The sequence below is a fragment of the Tamlana sp. I1 genome (assembly GCF_015355625.1).
GTDB lineage: Bacteria > Bacteroidota > Bacteroidia > Flavobacteriales > Flavobacteriaceae > Pseudotamlana.
On the sequence record NZ_JACLAF010000023.1, the window covers coordinates 1 to 20,000 of the forward strand.

18 protein-coding genes, 1 tRNA gene and 1 rRNA gene (1 of these 20 running past the window's edge) are annotated in these 20,000 nt (G+C 33.5%); 12 read left to right on the forward strand and 8 right to left on the reverse strand.

The window, feature by feature from the left end:
• Positions 1 to 215: 215 nt before the first annotated feature.
• A tRNA-Lys gene (locus tag H6X70_RS16300) sits at positions 216 to 288 on the reverse strand.
• Positions 289 to 429: 141 nt separating this feature from the next.
• Here H6X70_RS16300 and H6X70_RS16305 point away from each other — a divergent pair.
• Positions 430 to 951: a shikimate kinase gene (locus tag H6X70_RS16305; protein ID WP_194768767.1), complete on the forward strand. Its 522-nt coding sequence runs from the start codon at positions 430 to 432 to the stop codon at positions 949 to 951.
• On the opposite strand, the gene H6X70_RS16310 is transcribed toward H6X70_RS16305, so the two are convergent.
• Positions 943 to 1,446: a phosphoribosyltransferase family protein gene (locus H6X70_RS16310; protein WP_194768768.1), complete on the reverse strand. Its 504-nt coding sequence runs from the start codon at positions 1,444 to 1,446 to the stop codon at positions 943 to 945. The two genes, H6X70_RS16305 and H6X70_RS16310, sit on opposite strands and share 9 nt — an antisense overlap.
• A gap of 88 nt (positions 1,447 to 1,534) precedes the next feature.
• On the reverse strand, positions 1,535 to 1,924 hold the full coding sequence (locus H6X70_RS16315) for an RNA-binding S4 domain-containing protein (RefSeq protein WP_194768769.1): 390 nt from the start codon (positions 1,922 to 1,924) through the stop codon (positions 1,535 to 1,537).
• A 170-nt stretch (positions 1,925 to 2,094) separates the two neighbouring features.
• Here H6X70_RS16315 and H6X70_RS16320 point away from each other — a divergent pair, with 170 nt between their 5' ends.
• Positions 2,095 to 3,057, forward strand: a complete 963-nt coding sequence (locus H6X70_RS16320; RefSeq protein ID WP_194768770.1) for an FKBP-type peptidyl-prolyl cis-trans isomerase — start codon at positions 2,095 to 2,097, stop codon at positions 3,055 to 3,057.
• Between the two features lie 58 nt (positions 3,058 to 3,115).
• Here H6X70_RS16320 and H6X70_RS16325 read toward each other — a convergent pair whose 3' ends face one another.
• Complete coding sequence (locus tag H6X70_RS16325) at positions 3,116 to 3,733, reverse strand: outer membrane beta-barrel protein (RefSeq protein ID WP_194768771.1); 618 nt, start codon at positions 3,731 to 3,733, stop codon at positions 3,116 to 3,118.
• A 195-nt stretch (positions 3,734 to 3,928) separates the two neighbouring features.
• Between H6X70_RS16325 and tgt the strand changes: the two genes are divergently transcribed.
• The 8 genes from tgt to H6X70_RS16365 all read left to right on the forward strand — a co-directional run bounded on the left by tgt (position 3,929) and on the right by H6X70_RS16365 (position 13,526).
• Entirely contained in the window at positions 3,929 to 5,059 is a 1,131-nt protein-coding gene (gene tgt, locus H6X70_RS16330; RefSeq protein ID WP_194768772.1) for a tRNA guanosine(34) transglycosylase Tgt, read from the forward strand.
• Positions 5,060 to 5,142: 83 nt separating this feature from the next.
• Positions 5,143 to 6,219: an LptF/LptG family permease gene (locus tag H6X70_RS16335; protein WP_194768773.1), complete on the forward strand. Its 1,077-nt coding sequence runs from the start codon at positions 5,143 to 5,145 to the stop codon at positions 6,217 to 6,219.
• On the forward strand, positions 6,206 to 7,102 hold the full coding sequence (locus H6X70_RS16340; protein WP_194768774.1) for a DMT family transporter: 897 nt from the start codon (positions 6,206 to 6,208) through the stop codon (positions 7,100 to 7,102). The genes H6X70_RS16335 and H6X70_RS16340 overlap by 14 nt, the downstream gene beginning before the upstream one ends.
• Before the next feature lie 70 nt (positions 7,103 to 7,172).
• Entirely contained in the window at positions 7,173 to 8,126 is a 954-nt protein-coding gene (locus tag H6X70_RS16345; RefSeq protein WP_194768775.1) for an acetyl-CoA carboxylase carboxyltransferase subunit alpha, read from the forward strand.
• Between the two features lie 168 nt (positions 8,127 to 8,294).
• Positions 8,295 to 9,836, forward strand: coding sequence for a replicative DNA helicase (gene dnaB / locus H6X70_RS16350; RefSeq protein WP_194768776.1), 1,542 nt, complete (start codon positions 8,295 to 8,297; stop codon positions 9,834 to 9,836).
• Positions 9,837 to 10,164: 328 nt separating this feature from the next.
• A complete protein-coding gene (locus H6X70_RS16355; protein ID WP_194768781.1) occupies positions 10,165 to 11,349 on the forward strand; it encodes an asparagine synthetase B in 1,185 nt (394 codons plus the stop codon).
• A gap of 193 nt (positions 11,350 to 11,542) precedes the next feature.
• Complete coding sequence (gene lnt / locus H6X70_RS16360; RefSeq protein WP_194768777.1) at positions 11,543 to 13,048, forward strand: apolipoprotein N-acyltransferase; 1,506 nt, start codon at positions 11,543 to 11,545, stop codon at positions 13,046 to 13,048.
• 55 nt (positions 13,049 to 13,103) lie between these two features.
• Positions 13,104 to 13,526, forward strand: a complete 423-nt coding sequence (locus tag H6X70_RS16365) for a secondary thiamine-phosphate synthase enzyme YjbQ (protein WP_194768778.1) — start codon at positions 13,104 to 13,106, stop codon at positions 13,524 to 13,526.
• Between the two features lie 857 nt (positions 13,527 to 14,383).
• On the opposite strand, the gene rplT is transcribed toward H6X70_RS16365, so the two are convergent.
• The 4 genes from rplT to thrS form a co-directional block, all read right to left on the reverse strand.
• Positions 14,384 to 14,728 (reverse strand): 50S ribosomal protein L20, encoded by a 345-nt coding sequence (gene rplT / locus H6X70_RS16370; protein ID WP_042495466.1) that lies wholly within the window; start codon positions 14,726 to 14,728, stop codon positions 14,384 to 14,386.
• Positions 14,729 to 14,899: 171 nt separating this feature from the next.
• Positions 14,900 to 15,097: a 50S ribosomal protein L35 gene (gene rpmI / locus H6X70_RS16375; protein ID WP_019388182.1), complete on the reverse strand. Its 198-nt coding sequence runs from the start codon at positions 15,095 to 15,097 to the stop codon at positions 14,900 to 14,902.
• Between the two features lie 103 nt (positions 15,098 to 15,200).
• Positions 15,201 to 15,746: a translation initiation factor IF-3 gene (infC, locus tag H6X70_RS16380; RefSeq protein ID WP_317171481.1), complete on the reverse strand. Its 546-nt coding sequence runs from the start codon at positions 15,744 to 15,746 to the stop codon at positions 15,201 to 15,203.
• 32 nt (positions 15,747 to 15,778) lie between these two features.
• Positions 15,779 to 17,713, reverse strand: a complete 1,935-nt coding sequence (gene thrS, locus H6X70_RS16385; protein ID WP_194768779.1) for a threonine--tRNA ligase — start codon at positions 17,711 to 17,713, stop codon at positions 15,779 to 15,781.
• A 366-nt stretch (positions 17,714 to 18,079) separates the two neighbouring features.
• On the opposite strand from thrS, the gene H6X70_RS16390 reads away from it, so the two are divergent.
• Complete coding sequence (locus H6X70_RS16390; protein WP_194768780.1) at positions 18,080 to 18,832, forward strand: DUF481 domain-containing protein; 753 nt, start codon at positions 18,080 to 18,082, stop codon at positions 18,830 to 18,832.
• An 853-nt stretch (positions 18,833 to 19,685) separates the two neighbouring features.
• A 16S ribosomal RNA gene (locus H6X70_RS16395) occupies positions 19,686 to 20,000 on the forward strand (it continues 1,204 nt past the right edge of the window).

Genomic DNA, 20,000 nt, shown 5'->3' on the forward strand with positions numbered 1-20,000 from the left:
CAAAATTAAAGCTTTTAGAACGCAGTTCAGAGGCGTGAGAAACGTAAAATTCTTCCTCTATAGATTAACTACTATTTTTGCTTAATTCTAAAATCCCACAACTTTTGCTCTTGATCCCACAAAAACTCTAGAACCTACATTTCGTGTTATCTAAATTCAACAAGAAAAGTATTAAAATAAGAAAGCCTAAAACATGATGTTTTAGGCTTTTATTGTGACCGGGCTGGGGCTCGAACCCAGGACCCTCTCCTTAAAAGGGAGATGCTCTACCAACTGAGCTACCAGGTCATTATTTCAAACAAACTTATTAGCGTTTGCGGGTGCAAATATAATATGTTTAATTAATAAAACAATGTTTTTTTTAAATAAATTTTTGTTTTTTTGCAGCGCGTAAACCTATGTTTTTAATAATCAATTTATAACGGAAAAATGATCATTGTATTAATTGGATATATGGCTTCTGGAAAGACGTCTATTGGAAAAAAATTAGCTAATAAGTTAAATTATGCCTTTGTAGATTTAGATGATGTTATAGAAGAAAGAGAAAACGCATCGGTAACCAAAGTTTTTAAAACCAAAGGCGAAATTTATTTTAGAAAGCAAGAAGCACTATATTTAAGAGAGCTTTTAACCACAAAAGCAAATACTATTCTTTCGTTAGGTGGGGGAGCGCCTTGTTATAGTAATAATATGGACGCAGTTTTAAACGCAGAAAACACAACTAGTATTTACCTAAATGCTTCAATCCCTACATTGGTTGAAAAACTGATGAAGAAAAAAGCAAAGCGCCCTTTAATAGCACATATTGAAACCGAAGAGGCTATGGCCGAATTTATAGGGAAACACCTTTTTGAGCGTTTACAATTTTATAATCAAGCTGAACTTAAAGTTTCTATAGACAATAAATCAAAAGATGAAGTTGTAGATGCTATTGTTTCAGAATTATTCTAAAAAAGCTTCAAAGTTTTTACCCTCTAAAACCACTTGCACGTGTTCATGTAACGAGGTCGATAACGAAATACCTTTAAAATCGGCTTTTACAGGATATTTTTTATGATTTCTGTTTACTAAAACAGCAGTTTTAAATTGCTTTAAAGGCACATTTAAAAAGTGTTTAACACCATAAATCAATGTGGTGCCAGAGTTTAAAACATCATCGACTAATATTAAAGATTTATTTTTATAGTCATCTGGTTTTAGCGATGTGGTAATTTCTAACCAAGGTTGTTTTTTATCCATAGACACCTTGCAGAGTACAGGCGTAATTTCGGATATTTTTTGAAGTACGGTTTTCAATTTCTTCGCAAGAATATAACCGTTGCTTCCTATGCCTGCTAAAATAACTTCTTTTTCATCAACATTACTTTCGTAAATTTGAAAAGCAATACGTCTTATTTTATGATTGATTTCGTTGTGATTAAGGATTACATTATTCTTAACTGTCATACATTGCAAATTTAAAGTATAAAATTACTCATTTTTATTTGTCCGTTATTATTTCAACGTTACATTTTACATCGATTGCCAATTTTATTTAAAATTCGGTTTCCTCGTCTGTGTTTTCTTCGGTATAATCGTCTATATCACGGCGATCCTTTTTGGTTGGTCTGCCTGTGCCTTTTTTACGGTAATAATCTTTAGAGTATTTTAAAAGTTCTTGAGCTTCAAACTGTTCTTTTGGTGTAATATCTGTTCTGTACAAATCCACCAATTTAGCACCAACACGGTTTGGAGGAATATCATTAACCTTAAGTTTATAATTTATCTGGTCTTTTCTTAATTCAACCGTGTCCAAGGGGTAAACATCCCGACTTGGCTTTACAATCTCTTGGTTAATGCGTACCTGTCCTTTTTTACAGGCTGTAGTGGCCAATGTTCTGGTTTTATAATATCTAATACACCATAAATACTTGTCTATTCGCATATAATTATTACTAAAACTACGTTAATCTTATTATGCAAGATTATATTTATATCGTATCTTGCGGCTTCAAAAATAAGGAATCTTGAAGTTTATTTAACACAAATCTAAAAGCGATATACTGCATTTTGATTTATATCATAAATACTTCAACTAAATAAATGATATTGACAATGAAATTAATGAAAATAAGTTTGTTTGTTCTAGGTTTAGCAACCTGTTTTTTATCTTGTAAGAAGGATGATGATGACGGAACGGTTGTAGTTGAAGTGAGAGATAGAACCGAGCAACAAATTGAAGATAAAGCCTTATTATTAGATTATTTAGAAACACATTATTACAATGCTTCTGCTTTTGATGGTTCTAACCCAAACCCAAGCTCTAAAGACTTAATTATTGAAGAGTTAGAAGAAGGCGGTACGGTACCTACAGGTTACAGATTGTTAATCGAAGATATCACAACATTAGATGTGGTTTTTGCTGAAACCGATTACGAACTTTATTATATAGACCTAAATAAAAATGTAAATCCAGATTCGCCTTCACCCACTTTTGCCGATAATGTAGCGACAAATTACAAAGGTTTTTTTCTAGATGATGACGTATTTGATAGTGCTGTTAATCCAACGGTTTTTGATTTAACAGCAACAGTGCCAGCTTGGGGCCAAGTCATGCCAAACTTTCATGTAGCCGAGACTTTTGCAGATAATGCAGATGGTACAACAAGTTATATAAACCATGGTGTTGGTATTATGTTTGTGCCTTCAGGCTTGGGATACTATAATTTTTCACAAGGAAGTATTCCATCTTATACTTGTTTAATTTTCTCTTTTGATTTATTACAGATGTATGAAAATGATCATGACGACGATGGTATCCCGTCTTATAAAGAAGATTGGAATACCAACGACGGGTTTTTTACTTATAATTCTGCGGAAGGGGTACATGATGGTGATGATACTGACGATGATGATTTATTAGATTATAACGATGCCGATGATGATGGCGATGGTGTTTTAACCAAATATGAAGATATTGATGGCGATGGTGACCCAACAAACGATATTGGTAAAAATGGTATTCCTAAATATTTAGATCCTGAGGAAACAGAATCTAACGAAAATCAAACTTTATAAATTAAAAAAAAACCTCGCTTAGCGAGGTTTTTTTATGGATTGTATTTTAATAAATCTACTAAAGCATTAACGATACACTCAAAATTAATTGGCTTGGTCTGGTGTCAATTCTACTTTCAGTACCTATAATATTATCGTTTATAAAAATGGCTTCATTGTCGCTAAAGCCACGCTCGTATCTTAGGTCTATTCCTAATTTGTTGAAATTTAATCCAATACCAAAATTTAATCCAACAGTAAAGTCATTTTCAATATCATTTACAGAAATATCGCCAAATTTCGAATTTAATATGTATTGAAATGATGGTCCACCAAATACATTTAAAGGGCCAATAATATTCACTCCTAAAAGCATAGGCGCATCTAGTTTTTGCATTTTAAAGTCATCATCATCATATTTACTCTTTGTTTTTGTGTAAACAAGTTCGGGTCTAAAATAAATAGAGCCACCAATTTTACCAAAAACACCTAAATGAAATCCTGCCGAACCAGTTGGGTCTTCATAAGCGTTTTCAATCGAATCAAAATAATCGCCATTCGTGTTGTAATTTATTCCGCCTTTAATTCCCCAGCCATTTCCCGATTGTGCTAAAGAAACACTAGGAAGTATAACCAGTAAAAAAATAAAAACTAGATTTTTGCTTAGAGCGTTTTGGGAGGTTACTCTTTTTTGCATAAACTTTAAATTTGTCATAATGTTTGTTTTTTAATTCAAATTATAGAATCAAAAACGCTGCCAAAAGGATATTATTTCTTTTTAATAGGATAGTTTTCATTTCTCAGTTATTTATCTTTGCCGCAAAATGCAGATATTAAATTTAAAAGTATTCACTTTTAGATAGATGCATATTTAAAGCTTAATAGAAATTAAATGAAGTTCGAAATAAACGCACAAGACCCACAAAGTAAGGCTAGGGCAGGAAAATTAACCACAGATCACGGTGTTATTGAAACCCCTATTTTTATGCCAGTTGGTACTGTAGGAACGGTGAAAGGCGTGCATCAACGTGAGTTAAAAGAGGAGATAAATCCAGATATTATTTTAGGAAATACTTACCATTTGTATTTACGCCCACAAACCAATATTATAGAAAAAGCTGGCGGACTTCATAAATTCATGAATTGGGATAGAAATATCCTAACCGATTCTGGAGGCTACCAAGTGTATTCGCTTTCAGCAAACAGAAAGATTAAAGAAGAAGGTGTGAAATTTAAATCACACATCGATGGTAGTTACCATATATTCACGCCAGAAAATGTGATGGAAATTCAGCGTTCTATTGGCGCCGATATTATCATGGCTTTTGATGAATGTACACCATACCCATGCGATTACAATTACGCCAAACGCTCGATGCACATGACGCACCGCTGGTTAGATCGCTGCATCAATCATCTGGAAAAAACACCTTTAAAATACGATTATAATCAAGCTTTCTTTCCAATTGTTCAAGGAAGTACTTATACCGATTTACGTAAGCAATCGGCCGAATATATTGCCAATGCAGGCGCTGTTGGAAATGCTATTGGCGGATTATCGGTTGGTGAACCAGCTGAAGAGATGTATGCCATGACCGATGTGGTTTGTGAAATTTTACCAGAAGACAAGCCGCGTTATTTAATGGGTGTAGGTACACCAATTAATATTTTAGAAAACATAGCTTTAGGGGTAGATATGTTCGACTGTGTCATGCCAACGCGTAACGCTAGAAATGGTATGCTTTTTACAGCGCATGGTACTATAAATATTAAAAACTTAAAATGGGCTGAAGATTTTTCACCTATTGATGAAATGGGCATCACTTTTGTCGATACCGAATATTCTAAAGCTTATTTACGTCATTTATTTACCGTTAATGAGTTGTTAGGAAAACAGATAGCAACCATTCATAACCTAGGATTTTATTTATGGTTGGTTCGAGAAGCAAGAAAACATATATTAGCAGGAGATTTTAGAACTTGGAAAGATAAAATGGTTAAACAAATGGATAACCGTTTGTAGTCTAAGTTTACTAAAACATAAATTGTCGAATACAAAACTTAAATAATAGAGCAAACTCACTCATTTAGAGTGACTAGGAGCGAATGAAGATTTTAGATTGGTACATATTAAAACGCTATCTGTTTACATTTTTTATAATGTTACTACTGTTTATTCCTATCGGAATTACAGTGCATTTAGCCGAAAAAATTGGTAAGATTTTAGATAATGAAGTGCCCTTACATGAAGTTTTGGTGTATTTATTAGACTTTACCATTTATTTTGCACACTTATTATTTCCTTTGTTTTTGTTCTTATCTGTCATTTGGTTTACCTCAAAATTAGCCAATAACACCGAAATAATTGCTTTTTTAAGTTCTGGCGTTTCATATTCTAGATTTTTAAGACCTTATATGATAGGCGCTTTTATTGTGTCTATTTTAGCGATAATAATGGGCTTGTTTTTAGCACCCAAAGCTAGTGAAGGGTTCAATGATTTTAGTTATAAATACTTTAAAACAGGGCGGAGCTCTGTAGATAATACCAATGTTTTTAGACAGATTAACGATACCGATATTATTTATGTAAGTAGTTTTGATGTGAAAAACAGTATTGGGAATAACTTTACTTTAGAACATTTTGAAGACAATATACTTCAATATAAAATTTCGGCAAGCAGTATAAAATATATTGAAAAAGATTCCATTTACCGTTTAACAAATTACGTGAAACGCGATATTGGTGTCAATGAAGACGAATTGGAAATTGAAAGAAGAAAAGACACCCTTTTTAGTTTTGATGTAGACGATTTAATTCCGGTTATTTATGCAGCCGAAACTAAAATGTACGGCGATTTAAAAACGTTTATCGCTAAAGAGGAAGCGAGAGGCTCGTCAAATGTGGGACGTTTTAAGTTGGTTTTATACAGAAAATGGAGTCTTCCGGTTTCTGTGTTTATTCTAACTATTATCGCTGTTGCTGTCTCTTCAATGAAACGAAGAGGAGGGATGGGCGTTAACTTAGCTCTTGGGATATGTATCGCTATGGTATTTGTGTTTTTCGATAAGATTTTTGGCGTTATGGCCGAACAATCTGATTTTCCGCCTGTAATAGCAGTTTGGTTTCCTAATATCATTTTTGGTGTTTTAGCCATTTTCCTTTTATATAATGCCAAGCGCTAAATTTAAAAACCAGCTACACCTTCATTTATTGGTCTTTATTGCTGGTTTCACGGCAATTTTAGGCGATTTAATTTCTATAAATGCCATTGCTTTAGTTTGGCACAGAATGGTTATGGCTTCTATTTTAATGTTTCTTTATATTAAAATGGTTAAGGTTAAAATACAAGTTGATGCCAAATCATTACTTCGACTATCTGTAGCAGGAATTATTATTGCTTTGCATTGGATAACCTTTTTTGGAGCTATTAAAGTCTCCAACATTTCAATTACTTTGGCCATGTTTTCTACTGGCGCTTTTTTCGCTTCGTTTTTAGAACCCATCATTTATAAACGCCGTGTAGTTTGGTATGAGATTTTTTTTGGAATTATAGTTATCGCAGGCGTATTCATCATCACTCAAAGTGAAATAAAGTACCTTTCTGGCATTCTTTTAGGCATACTATCTGCTTTTTTATCCTCATTGTTTGCCGTTCTAAACGGGAATTTCTTAAAAAAGCACAATGCCACAGTGATTTCATTTTATGAATTTTTAAGCGGTGTGTTTTTTATATCGGTTTACATTTTATGTTTTGGAGGTGGTTTTTCAAAAGATTTCTTCAATTTAAGCCTGTCCGATTTTAAATACCTTTTCATTTTAGCTTCTGTATGTACGGCCTATGCATTTATCGCTTCTGTGCATGTTATGAAATTAATAAGCCCTTATACCGTTGTGTTAACCTACAATTTAGAACCTGTGTATGGTATTGTTATGGCTATGTTTTTATTTCCTGAGAAAGAAAAAATGACACCAGCTTTTTACGTGGGAGCCACTGTAATTATTAGTGTTATACTTATAAATGCCTTTTTAAAAAGCCGAAGAAAATTAAAAAGAAAGTTATCTTAACAGCATTACATAATTAAAGTTTTTATATTTGCATACTAACCTAGATTTAAAAAGTAATAACTAAATTCCCATGGAATATTTAGAATTTGAATTACCGATAAAAGAACTCGAAGACCAATTACAGAAATGTGAAGTCATAGGAAAAGAGAGTGAAGTTGATGTTACTGAAACATGTACACAAATCGAGAAAAAGTTAAAAGAGACTCAAAAAGAAATATATAAAAACCTAACGCCTTGGCAACGTGTTCAATTGTCACGTCACCCAGATAGACCTTATACTTTAGATTATATTAAGGCTATTTGCGGAACTACCTTTTTAGAACTACACGGCGATAGAAGTTTTAAAGACGATAAAGCCATGATTGGTGGTTTAGGTAAAATTGGCGACCAAAGTTTTATGTTTATTGGTCAGCAAAAAGGCTTTAATACCAAAACAAGACAGTATAGAAACTTCGGAATGGCAAATCCTGAAGGTTACCGAAAAGCATTACGCTTAATGAAATCTGCCGAAAAATTTGGAATTCCTGTAGTAACCTTTCTAGATACACCAGGGGCTTACCCAGGTTTAGAAGCTGAAGAACGCGGACAAGGAGAAGCAATCGCTAGAAATATCTTAGAAATGACACGCTTAAAAGTACCTGTAATTACTGTGGTAATTGGCGAAGGTGCTTCTGGTGGTGCCTTAGGTATTGGTGTTGGCGATAAAGTTTTAATGTTAGAAAATACTTGGTATTCTGTAATTTCTCCAGAATCTTGTTCATCAATTTTATGGCGCAGTTGGGAATATAAAGAGCAAGCTGCCGAAGCTTTAAAACTTACAGCTTCAGATATGAAGCGATTAAAGCTTGTAGATGGTATTATTAAAGAACCACTAGGAGGTGCACATAGAAACCGCGAAAAAACATTTCAAACCGTTAGCGATACTATTTTAAAATGTTTTGATGAGCTTAAAAACTTATCACCAACAGATTTAGTATCTCAACGTATGGATAAATATGCCAACATGGGTGTGTTTAAAGGCTAAGCCTTTTAAAACCTAAACGTATTAAAATCTGAAGTTGTTCCAGCTTCAGATTTTTTATGCTTATTAACAATATAATTAACTTATTAACAGCTGATTGTTAACGAGTAGTGGACAATCATAACCGTTAAAATTCAGAAAACTACTTTCTTTTTAATTACTTTCGTAGGTATGAAACAACCAAATCAATTATCATCATATAAAGTAGATAAAAGTACGCTTATTAGCCTTGAGAAAGGTAAAATACCGCCCCAAGCTCTTGATTTAGAAGAGGTTGTGTTGGGTGCGATGATGATTGATAAAAAGGGTGTAGATGAAGTTATTGATATTTTAAGTGCCGACGCCTTCTATAAAGAGGCACACCAACACATATTTGAAGCCATTTTTCAACTGTTTGAAAATAGTGAACCAGTCGACTTATTAACGGTTTCAACACAATTAAAGAAAAATTCTAAGTTAGAACTTGCTGGAGGCGATTTTTACCTCATTGGTTTAACTCAAAAAGTATCTTCTTCAGCTCATATCGAGTTTCATGCACGTATTATTTTGCAGAAATTTATTCAGCGTAGCTTAATTAAAATATCTAGTGAAATTATTGAAGATTCTTATGATGAAACTAAAGATGTTTTTGATTTATTAGATGCTGCCGAGTCAAAATTATACGAAGTTACGCAAGGAAACATTAAAAAATCCAGTGAAACGGCTCAGGAATTAGTTATTCAAGCAAAAAAGAAAATTGAAGAAATTTCTAATAAAGAAGGCCTTAGTGGTATTCCTACCGGATTTCATAAATTAGATAAATTAACTTCAGGTTGGCAACCTTCCGATTTAATTATTATCGCTGCCCGTCCTGGTATGGGTAAAACGGCTTTAACTTTATCCATGGCTCGAAATATTGCTGTAGATCAAAATATCCCGGTAGCATTTTTCTCTTTAGAGATGGCTTCTGTACAATTAATTACGCGTTTAATTTCTAGTGAAACAGGGTTGTCTTCTGAAAAATTACGTACAGGAAAATTAGAAAAACATGAGTGGGAACAACTAAACGTTAAAGTAAAAGGTTTAGAGAAAGCCCCTTTATTTATTGATGATACCCCATCGCTTTCTATTTTCGATTTAAGAGCAAAAGCGCGTCGTTTAGCATCGCAACACGGTATAAAAATGATTATGATTGATTATTTACAGTTAATGACTGGGGGTACCAATCATGGCGGAAACCGTGAACAAGAAATCTCTATGATTTCTAGAAACTTAAAGGCCTTAGCAAAAGAACTTATGGTTCCTGTAATTGCCCTTTCGCAATTATCGCGTGCGGTAGAAACACGTGGGGGTAGTAAAAGACCTTTGCTTTCCGATTTACGTGAATCTGGAGCGATTGAGCAAGATGCCGATATTGTATCGTTTATTTACCGACCAGAATATTATAAAATTGATGAGTGGGATGATGAAGAGCGTACGCCAACCGAAGGTCAAGGCGAGTTTATCGTTGCTAAACACCGTAATGGTGGTTTGGAAAACATCCGTTTAAAATTCTTAGGTCATCTTGGTAAGTTTGATAATTTAGATGATTTTGATTCGCCATTCGAGTTTCATTCTAAAATGAATGAAGCCGCAAACGATAATACATTCCAAGCCGATAATTTTAAAGCAAGTCCAGATCAAGCCTTTGGAAGTTCTTTTAACTCCGATGATGACAATGAAGTGCCTTTCTAAATAAAATAGGTTCTTGCCTGAGCAAGAACCTATTTTATTTAGCCATTAGCCATTAGCCATTAGCCATTAGCCATTAGCCATTAGCCATTAGCCATTAGCCATTAGCCATTAGCCATTAGCCATCCTACTAGAACAAACTGTTAAATCATTTTATTAAAAACAAATTTTAAGTATCTTTCAGCTTATAATAAAAGAGTCTTGTCATTTTTCGTGAAGGAACGACCTAGAAATCTTTTTAAGCTTTGCTCTCAAATTGAAAAAAACACTATTTACATTACTTTTTATATTAATAGGCATCAACACCTATGCGTCTTACATCCTAATTCCTATGGATGCCGAGAGTCAAAAAAATCATCTTAAAGCCTACGGAATCACGTATTGGTCGCTAAACAAATCGATGAAGGTAAAGTGGCTTTTAAATTATAGAGGCGGCTCCTTTTTATTGCCCGACACGGAAGCGGTTCAACGCGAATGTCAAATTCGAGGGGTTTCTTTTGAAGTGCTTTCTAATGCAAAAACCGAAAACATTTTAGAAGAAATTAGTAGCCCGAGTCAGAATATGGAAGCTGTAGTTTTAGAAAAAGCACCTAAAATTGCTGTATATACACCTAAAGGAAAATTACCTTGGGATGATGCCGTAACCATGGTGTTGCAGTATGCTGAAATTCCTTATGAAACAGTTTACGATGAAGAGGTTTTAAATGATGGGTTGTTGGTTTTTGATTGGTTGCATTTACATCATGAAGATTTTACAGGACAATACGGTAAATTTTATGCACAATATCGCGCAACTTCTTGGTACATTCAAGAAAAGCAAGAAGCTGAACGCTTGGCTGAAACGTTGGGGTATGATAAAGTTTCTGAAGAAAAATTGGCAGTATCGTTAAAAATTAGAGATTATGTGATTGGTGGCGGATTTATGTTTGCCATGTGTAGTGCCACAGATAGTTTTGATATTGCTTTATCAGCCGAAGGCGTTGATATTTGTGAACCGATGTTTGATGGCGATGGCAGCGAGCCTAATTATCAGAATAAAATTGATTACAATAAAGCTTTTGCGTTTACCAATTTCGTTTTAGAACGCAACCCGAAAGTTTATGAGTTTTCATCTATAGATATGACACGAAAACGCATGGTTCCTAAAACAGCCGATTACTTTTCGTTAATGGAATTTTCGGCGAAATGGGATCCTATTCCAACCATGTTATGTCAAAACCACACGGCTTTGGTAAAAGGCTTTATGGGACAAACCACAGCTTTTACTCGAGATGAAATTAAATCGAATGTATTGGTTTTAGGCGAAACAAAATCTAATGGTGAAGCTAAATATATTCACGGTATTAAAGGCAAAGGTTTTTTTACCTTTTATGGAGGTCATGACCCGGAAGATTATCAGCATCGGGTAGGGGATGCCAAAACCGAATTAGATTTACACCCTACTTCTCCAGGTTACCGTTTAATTTTAAATAATGTGCTATTTCCTGCAGCGAGAAAGAAAAAGCAGAAAACATAAAAGACAGCTATAAAATCAATTCTTTTATCAAAAAAAAAGGCTTCATTGCATAGGATTTCTTGACAACCCTTTAATATAATTTAGTTATTTGAATTGGGTTGTATTCATTAATTTGGTGCTTTATTTTTCATGAGGTAAAACTCGTGTTTCACCGCTTATTTTGAAGTTTTAATAGCTGAGAATATAAATTTTAATGAGGATTTTAAAACACATCAACTATATTATAATCGTTTTATCTGCAATACTATCGGGTATTGCTGGTAAAGAAATGATTATACCACTCTTTTTATTTTCGTGGTCACTTTTTTTCTACGCTATATTTAATAGTAAACAGAAAATGCAAGCCTTAATAAATGGTTTTGTTTTTGGTGTTGTATATGGTTTAATATTATTTAACTGGATACTTTCGGCGCTTCAAGATTATACCTCTAATATTAAAATAAGCCTACTGGTTATTGTGGGTTTGGCATTTGTTTACGGAGCCATGTTCGCTTTATTTGCTTATATACTACACTTTTTAAATGGTTTTCAATTTAAAAAATGGGCTTTTTTGAAACTTTTATGTATTGCCTGTAGCCTTACGCTTTTTGATGAATTGTTTTCATATTTATATTCTGGTATTCCTTTTTTAAACTTAAGAGTTGGTTTCACATTAAGTCGAAGCCTGTATTTAACTCAGTTTGCTAAAATAGGTGGTGTTGCTTTTTTATCATTTATTGTGTTTTATGTTAACCTATCAATAGCTCAGTTTTATATTTTAAAAACAAAGCAGTCATTTTTAGTTATTGTTTCATCTATTTTGGTTTTTCTTGGCGTTGGATATGCACTGTATTTACCAAATGAATCGCCTTCAAAAGATGTAAAAGTTAGTGTTGCTACCGCTAACATTAATCCGAAACTCACTTGGAATCAAAAAAACAGCGATTATTTAGCTGAAATTTATTTTTCGGTTTGTCGAGATGCCTCTAGCAATAATTCGGATTTTATAATTTGGCCAGAAACGACTATTCCTTGGCTTTATGAAAAAGATGATGATTTTGTAGATGAATTACTAGAGATTAATAAAAATAAACCTACTACATTAATTATAGGAGCTAACAAATTGGTTGGGGAGCATAAAATTGCAAATTCGGTGCTTTTTACATCAAATATGAAAGGCCATTATGCTACCTATTCTAAAAACATTCTTTTAGAAGCTTTTGAAAAACCTTTTTTAAACACATTTCAACTTCCTTTCTATGCACATAGCAAGTTAAAATATATAAATGTTGGAGACGCTAGACCAATTTCAACCAAATTTGGACATGCAGGCGTGTTAATATGTAATGAATCGATAGAAGAAGGTTTAATTAAAAAGCTTGTTAAAAATAATGCGAATTTCTTTTTTGTAACAAGCAACGACGGTTGGTTTGAAGATACTTATATTAGTAAATATCATTTCTATATTTCAAGAATCATGGCTGTGGCATACGCTAAAGATTTTGCCTTAAGTAGTAATCTTGGTTTTAGCGGATTTATAAGAAGCAATGGCGATGTTGTAGCTATTAAAAAATCGTCGAAACCCCTAGTGATTACAAATACTATCTCTGTAAATAAAACAGCAACTTTTTATTCCAATTACCCGAATCTATTTTTAATTTTATTGTTTTTACCAATTATATTAAATGTAACATTGGCACTTAAAACCAGACAAGACTAAGTGTAGTTCTGTAAGTTTGGATTAGTTAAGTGTATTATTTTTATAAAATTAAGTAATGAAAGTTTTTCAAAAGGAAATCAAATTAAAATCACATAAAAGAGGTTTTCATCTTATTACAGATGAAGTACTTCATGCTATTCCAGAAATTGAATCTATTCATGTTGGTCAACTACAAGTTTTTATAAAACATACTTCAGCGAGCTTAACTATTAATGAAAATGCCGACCATACGGTGAGACTCGATTTTGAAAGTCATTTTAATAAAATGGTTCCTGAAAAGGCACCGTATTATAAACACACTTATGAAGGTCCTGATGATATGCCTGCGCATATTAAAGCCTCTTTGTTAGGTGCTTCGGTTCAAATTCCCATTACTAATGGGAAGCTTAATTTAGGAATTTGGCAGGGCATTTACCTTTGCGAACACCGCGATTACGGTGGTGAACGAAAGTTGGTGGTTACCGCTTTTGGGGTGTGATTCTATATACTATTCAAAAAAGATAATTATAGAAGTTTGTCATTTCGACCCTAGGAGAAAACTTAGTCTTTTACCTATAGCTCTTTTTCAAAAAGATGCCTCACTTCGTATCGGCACGACATTATATTTCCTTCCAACATTTTAATGATTATTTGTTTTTAAAAAGACCCTTCAGGTTTTTAAAACATATGTGTTCGGAACACAAAATTTTAATTAAAATAGATTAATTAGATTTAGTTTGTTCTAGAAAACATTAATAAAACTTGCTCCTCCCTTCGTTTTGAAGGGAGGAAAATTTCGATGAAATCGAAATTAGGAGGGTTAAAACTATAAAAAACATATGAGCTTTCAACTTCCGAATAATAGTGTTTATAAAATATGAAGGGCTAGGCAGTAAATATTAATCTCACCAATATGTAGCATGTGTTATTTTATTTCGTTTGATTAGTTAATGAATTGTATTGAAGACATCCAAGTTTTCAAAAATATATCTTTAAACTACTAATCGAATGTAATTAATAATCTTGTCATTTCGACCATGGGAGAAATCTAAGAACCCTTTGATTTAAGTTAAAACCTACCCGAGAAGAGATTCCTCACTGCGTTCGGAATGATATATTGAATTGGAATGACACAGTTCTCTTTTTTTAAATCAGGATGTATTTACTATAACAACGGATTCTCTGCGTTAGGGATTGCAGAGGAAAGCTTTTGGCGAGGTGCGCATCGAGCCAAAACTTGTAACGGAAAGCCCGACCCTTGTGGTAACGCCCAAATTAGGCATAAAAAAAACCGACTCTTTCGAAATCGGTTTCTTTTAATAAGCGAATAATATGTTTTACAATAGGCAAAAAGCCTTATTTTACTTTCTCGATTACGGCTTTAAAAGCCTCTGGGTTATTCATTGCTAAATCGGCTAAAACCTTACGGTTTAATTCGATATCGTTAGCTTTTAATTTCCCCATGAATTGAGAATAAGATAAACCATGTAATCTGGCTCCAGCGTTAATACGCGTAATCCATAATGCACGGAATGTTCTCTTTTTGTTTCTACGGTCTCTGTACGAGTATTGCATCGCTTTGTCAACCGCATTTTTTGCTACTGTCCAAACGTTTTTACGACGTCCAAAGTAACCTTTTGCTTGTTTAAGAACCTTTTTTCTTCTGGCTCTTTTTGCTACAGAATTTACTGATCTTGGCATAATTTTAAATGTGTTTTGTAGTAGGCGGCTAAATTTTGTTATTGGTTTCTAGTTATTGGTTTTTGGTCTATTGCTAGAGGTCAAACTTTTAACTTTTAACTTTTAACTTTTAACTCTTTTATTGAGCCTAACTCCAGGGTTTATAAATTGTTTTAACCGATTAAAACGGTGTTACTTTAAACGTAACATGGTTTTAATATTATCCTCGTCTGCCTTATGTACTAAAGTATCATGAGTCAGAGCTAGCTTACGCTTTTTAGATTTCTTTGTTAAGATGTGACTCTTAAAAGCGTGCTTTCTTTTAATCTTACCAGTACCCGTTAACTTGAAACGTTTTTTGGCACTAGATTTTGTTTTCATTTTAGGCATTTTCTTTTCCTAGTTTTAATTATTTCGCTTAATTATTTTTATGCTATCTCGAATAACTATCGAGATTATTTAGCATCTTGTTTTATGTGTATTTGATGAAATATTACTTTTTAGGAGCAATAAACATCGTCATACGCTTACCTTCTAATCGAGGCATTTGCTCAACTTTTCCAAATTCTTCAAGATCTTGGGCTAGTCTTAATAATAAGATTTGTCCTTGTTCTTTGAATATGATAGAACGTCCTTTAAAAAATACAAAAGCTTTAAGTTTTGCACCTTCTTTAAGGAATTTCTCGGCATGTTTCTTTTTGAATTCGTAATCATGATCGTCGGTTTGAGGACCAAAACGAATTTCTTTAATGATAACTTTTGTGGCTTTAGATTTTAAAGCTTTATCACGTTTCTTCTGCTCGTAAAGAAACTTTTTATAATCCATAACCTTACAAACCGGGGGATCTGCATTAGGAGATATCTCTACAAGATCTAACTCTTGCTCGTTAGCTATCCTTAAAGCATCACCTTTGGTGTAAATACCAACTTCAACGTTATCACCAACAAGGCGTAACTGTTGTGCAGTAATTTTAGAGTTAATTTTGTGCTTGTCCTCTTGCGAAACCCTTCTGGGTTGCTGTCTTCTTCTAATTGCTATGGCGTTATGGTTTTAAATTAAACTTATTATTTTTAAAACGATTTCAACGTTTTTTTAATGTCTTCTTTTATTATTTCAGAGAAAGCTTCAACGGAAATCATTCCTAAATCTGCTCCACCATGCTGGCGTACAGTAATTTTGCCTTCTGCTTCTTCTTGCTCACCAATAATAATCATATAAGGATGCTTTTGCATTTCGGCTTCCCGAATCTTTTTCCCTATAGTTTCATTTCTATGGTCTACAAGGGCGCGAATTTCGTCATTTTCTAGCAAATTTAAAACTTTTTGTGAGTATTTTTCATATTTCTCGCTAATTGATAATATAATTGCCTGTGTTGGCATTAACCAAAGCGGGAAATTACCCCCTGTATGTTCTAATAATAAAGCTACGAAACGCTCCATGCTTCCAAATGGTGCACGGTGAATCATTACTGGGCGGTGTGACTCATTATCGTTGCCTTTGTAAGATAATTCAAAACGCTCTGGTAAGTTGTAATCCACTTGAATGGTACCTAGTTGCCAGCGCCTTCCAAGGGCATCTTTTACCATGAAATCTAGTTTCGGACCGTAAAAAGCGGCTTCACCTTCCTCAATAACGTAATTTAAACCTTTATCAGAAGCGGCGTTAATAATCGCTTGCTCTGCTTTTTCCCAATTTGCAACATCACCTATATATTTATCTGGATTTTTAGGATCGCGTATAGACACTTGAGCTGTAAAGTTTTCAAATCCTAACGAACCGAATACATACAGTACTAAATCGATAACATCTTTAAATTCTTTATCCAATTGATCTGGAGTACAGAAAATATGAGCATCATCTTGAGTAAAACCACGAACACGGGTTAAACCGTGCAATTCACCACTTTGCTCATAGCGGTATACAGTACCAAATTCAGCAAAACGTTTTGGTAAATCTTTATAACTCCATTGGGTACTGTTGTAAATCTCACAGTGGTGCGGACAGTTCATTGGTTTTAATAAAAACTCTTCATCCTCCTTTGGTGTTAAAATAGGTTGGAAGCTATCTTCACCATATTTAGCATAATGCCCAGAAGTTTCATAAAGCTCTTTTTGTCCAATATGTGGTGTTACCACCATTTCGTAACCTGCTTTTTTCTGAGCTGCTTTTAAGAAATTCTCTAAACGCTCACGTAAAGCAGCGCCTTTTGGTAACCATAATGGTAAACCTTGGCCTACACGTTTTGAAAACGTAAAAAGCTCAAGCTCTTTACCTAATTTTCTATGGTCGCGTTTTTTTGCTTCTTCAAGCATTTCTAAGTATTCGGTCAATTCTTTTTGCTTCGGAAATGAAATGCCATAAACACGCGTTAACTGCGGATTATTTTCATTACCTCTCCAGTAAGCACCGGCAACACTTAATATTTTAACGGCTTTTATAATCCCTGTATTTGGGATATGTCCGCCACGACATAAATCGGTAAACGTCGAATGGTCACAAAACGTAATGGTACCATCTTCTAAGTTTTCGATTAATTCCGTTTTAAACGGATTGTTTTTATATAAATCTAAAGCTTCTGCTTTACTCGCCGAGCGCATTTTAAAATCATGCTTTCCTCTAGCGATTTCAAGCATTTTAGTTTCAATAGCTTTAAAGTCTTTTTCAGATACATTATGATCTCCAAAATCTACATCATAATAAAACCCATTTTCAATAGCAGGACCAATAGTAAGTTTTGCACCAGCATACAACTCCTCGATAGCTTGCGCTAAAACGTGAGCCGAACTATGCCAAAACGCCGTTTTACCCTCATCTTCTCTCCAGGTGTATAAAATTAAAGCACCATCGCTGGTTAAAGGTGTAACGGTTTCAATAGTTGTACCATTAAAATTTGCCGAAATCACGTTTCTAGCAAATCCTTCGCTTATGCTTTTTGCAACATCCATTGGTGTAACGCCTTCATCAAACGTTTTCACACTGCCATCGGGTAATGTAATATGTATCATAAAATAAATTAAAATCCGGCTGCAAAGATAGCGGTATAAACTTGTTAATACAATACAGTTAATTATTATTTATAAGCATTGGTTTTTATACGGTGAAAATCCTTAGTGTTATTTGGGTTTGCAGTACTGTTTTATTTATATGATATAAGTAGAGACTTTTGGATAACAATAGTTTAAAATGATAAAATAGGTTAGTGATGTTGTTTTTTGATTTTTCTATTCTTCAATGAATTTGCTTTTTGATAATAATGACATTAAAACTGGTCTGTCCAATTTTATCTATATTTGGCGAAAATATTCCCAATTACGCATTGTGTGTTCATGTTTTTTGAAGCCGATATGCATTTAAATGCAATTTTTAGTTAAATGAAATTAAAGTTTATACTGTTACTTTTTGTTAGCAGCTCGATGTATTCCCAAATTTTAAATGTTGAAAATTTAAGGATTGAAAACGATGTTGAAGGGTTTTCTGGAGGTGTAGAATTGAATTTTAACTTCATAAAAAACACCCGAAATATTTTTACTCTAAATTCCAGTTTATATGCGCAATATCGCTATAAAAAACATTTAGCTTTAGTAATAGGGAACGTCGATTTTAAAACGATTGATGATGAAGATATTATTAATAATGAAACCTTTCATGTGCGTTATAATTATGATATAGGGCGTTTTGTAATATTAGAAGCTTTTGTTCAGGCTTATTCCAATGCCATTTCAAATATAGACCAAAGACACTTAACAGGTGCAGGGCCTCGTTTTCGTTTATTAAATAATGACAACACAAAACTGTTTTTAGGCACCTTATTCATGTATGAATATGAAAAGGAAAAAGGCGGGGAGTCTCCTATATATAATCGAGATGTGCGTTTTAGTGGTTATTTATCATTTGAATATAAAATAGCTTCTAATTTATCTTTTAAATCGGCAACCTTTTATCAGCCAAAACTTAGTCAACTAAATGACTATCGAATCAATGCGTTTAATACGTTTTCAGTTGAAATAGTAAAAAACTTAGAATTAAACATCACCTATATATTACAATTTGATACGTTCCCTGTAATAGGCATTCCTACAACACAATACCAATTATTAAACGGAATTTCGTATACATTTAAATAATGCGTAAATATTCCAGTTGTTTTTTACTGAAGAATAAATGACTCCTTATATATAGATTGTTTTTCCTATTGAATAATACAGTTGTATATAATAGGAAAGGAGGGGAGCGTCTTAATTTTAAATATTAGACGTCTATTATTAACCTCATTATTTTTCTAGACTTTTCTTAATGAAGATTATTCATAATGTTTAAAACGAATAATCCCTCCGTGAACCTCTGTGTATCTCCGCGTAATACCTCTTTTGAAACACTTCCAGTCTATCCAGCCACAAACAAACCTTAAAAAACACAAGCTATAATCAACTAAAAACAAGCAGATTAAAAGCTGTGGTAAAAAAAAGCATAAAAAAACCAACAAAAAGTTTGTTAGGGAATATAAAAGAGCTGTATATTTGCACCCCGCTAAGAGAGGCACAGCCAATTAAAGCGTTAGTTCATAAACAGTTTTGGTATAAAAAAGAGGTTTTAAAAAGCTTTAAAAAAATATCAAAAAAAACATTGTGAGGTTATAAAAAGGTTGTATGTTTGCAGCCGCTAAAAACAGCAGGTCTGTTGGAGGTAAAAAAGTTCATAATATTGTTTTTATTTGATATTAAATTAAAGTAAAAAAAATCTTTAAATTTTTTTACAAAAAACATTGTGAGTTAAAAAAAAGGGTTTTACATTTGCACCCGCTTAACAAGGAAACGCGTTAAGAAACAAAAGAATAAAGTTCATAAACATATTGAATTGACAGCGTAAGAATTGAATTGGAAACGATTTAATTCAACAAAGAGAATAGACCATTTTGAGTACAAAGAGAGCTAATTAGTTGTTAAAGTTGTTACCTTATAGGTAGCACATTAAAATTTAACGATGAAGAGTTTGATCCTGGCTCAGGATGAACGCTAGCGGCAGGCCTAACACATGCAAGTCGAGGGGTAACAGGGGAGCTTGCTTCCGCTGACGACCGGCGCACGGGTGCGTAACGCGTATAGAATCTACCTTTTGCTACTGGATAGCCCAGAGAAATTTGGATTAATACAGTATAGTATCATATTACTGCATGGTATTTATGATTAAAGGTTACGGCAGAAGATGACTATGCGTCCTATTAGCTAGTTGGTGTGGTAACGGCATACCAAGGCAACGATAGGTAGGGGCCCTGAGAGGGGGATCCCCCACACT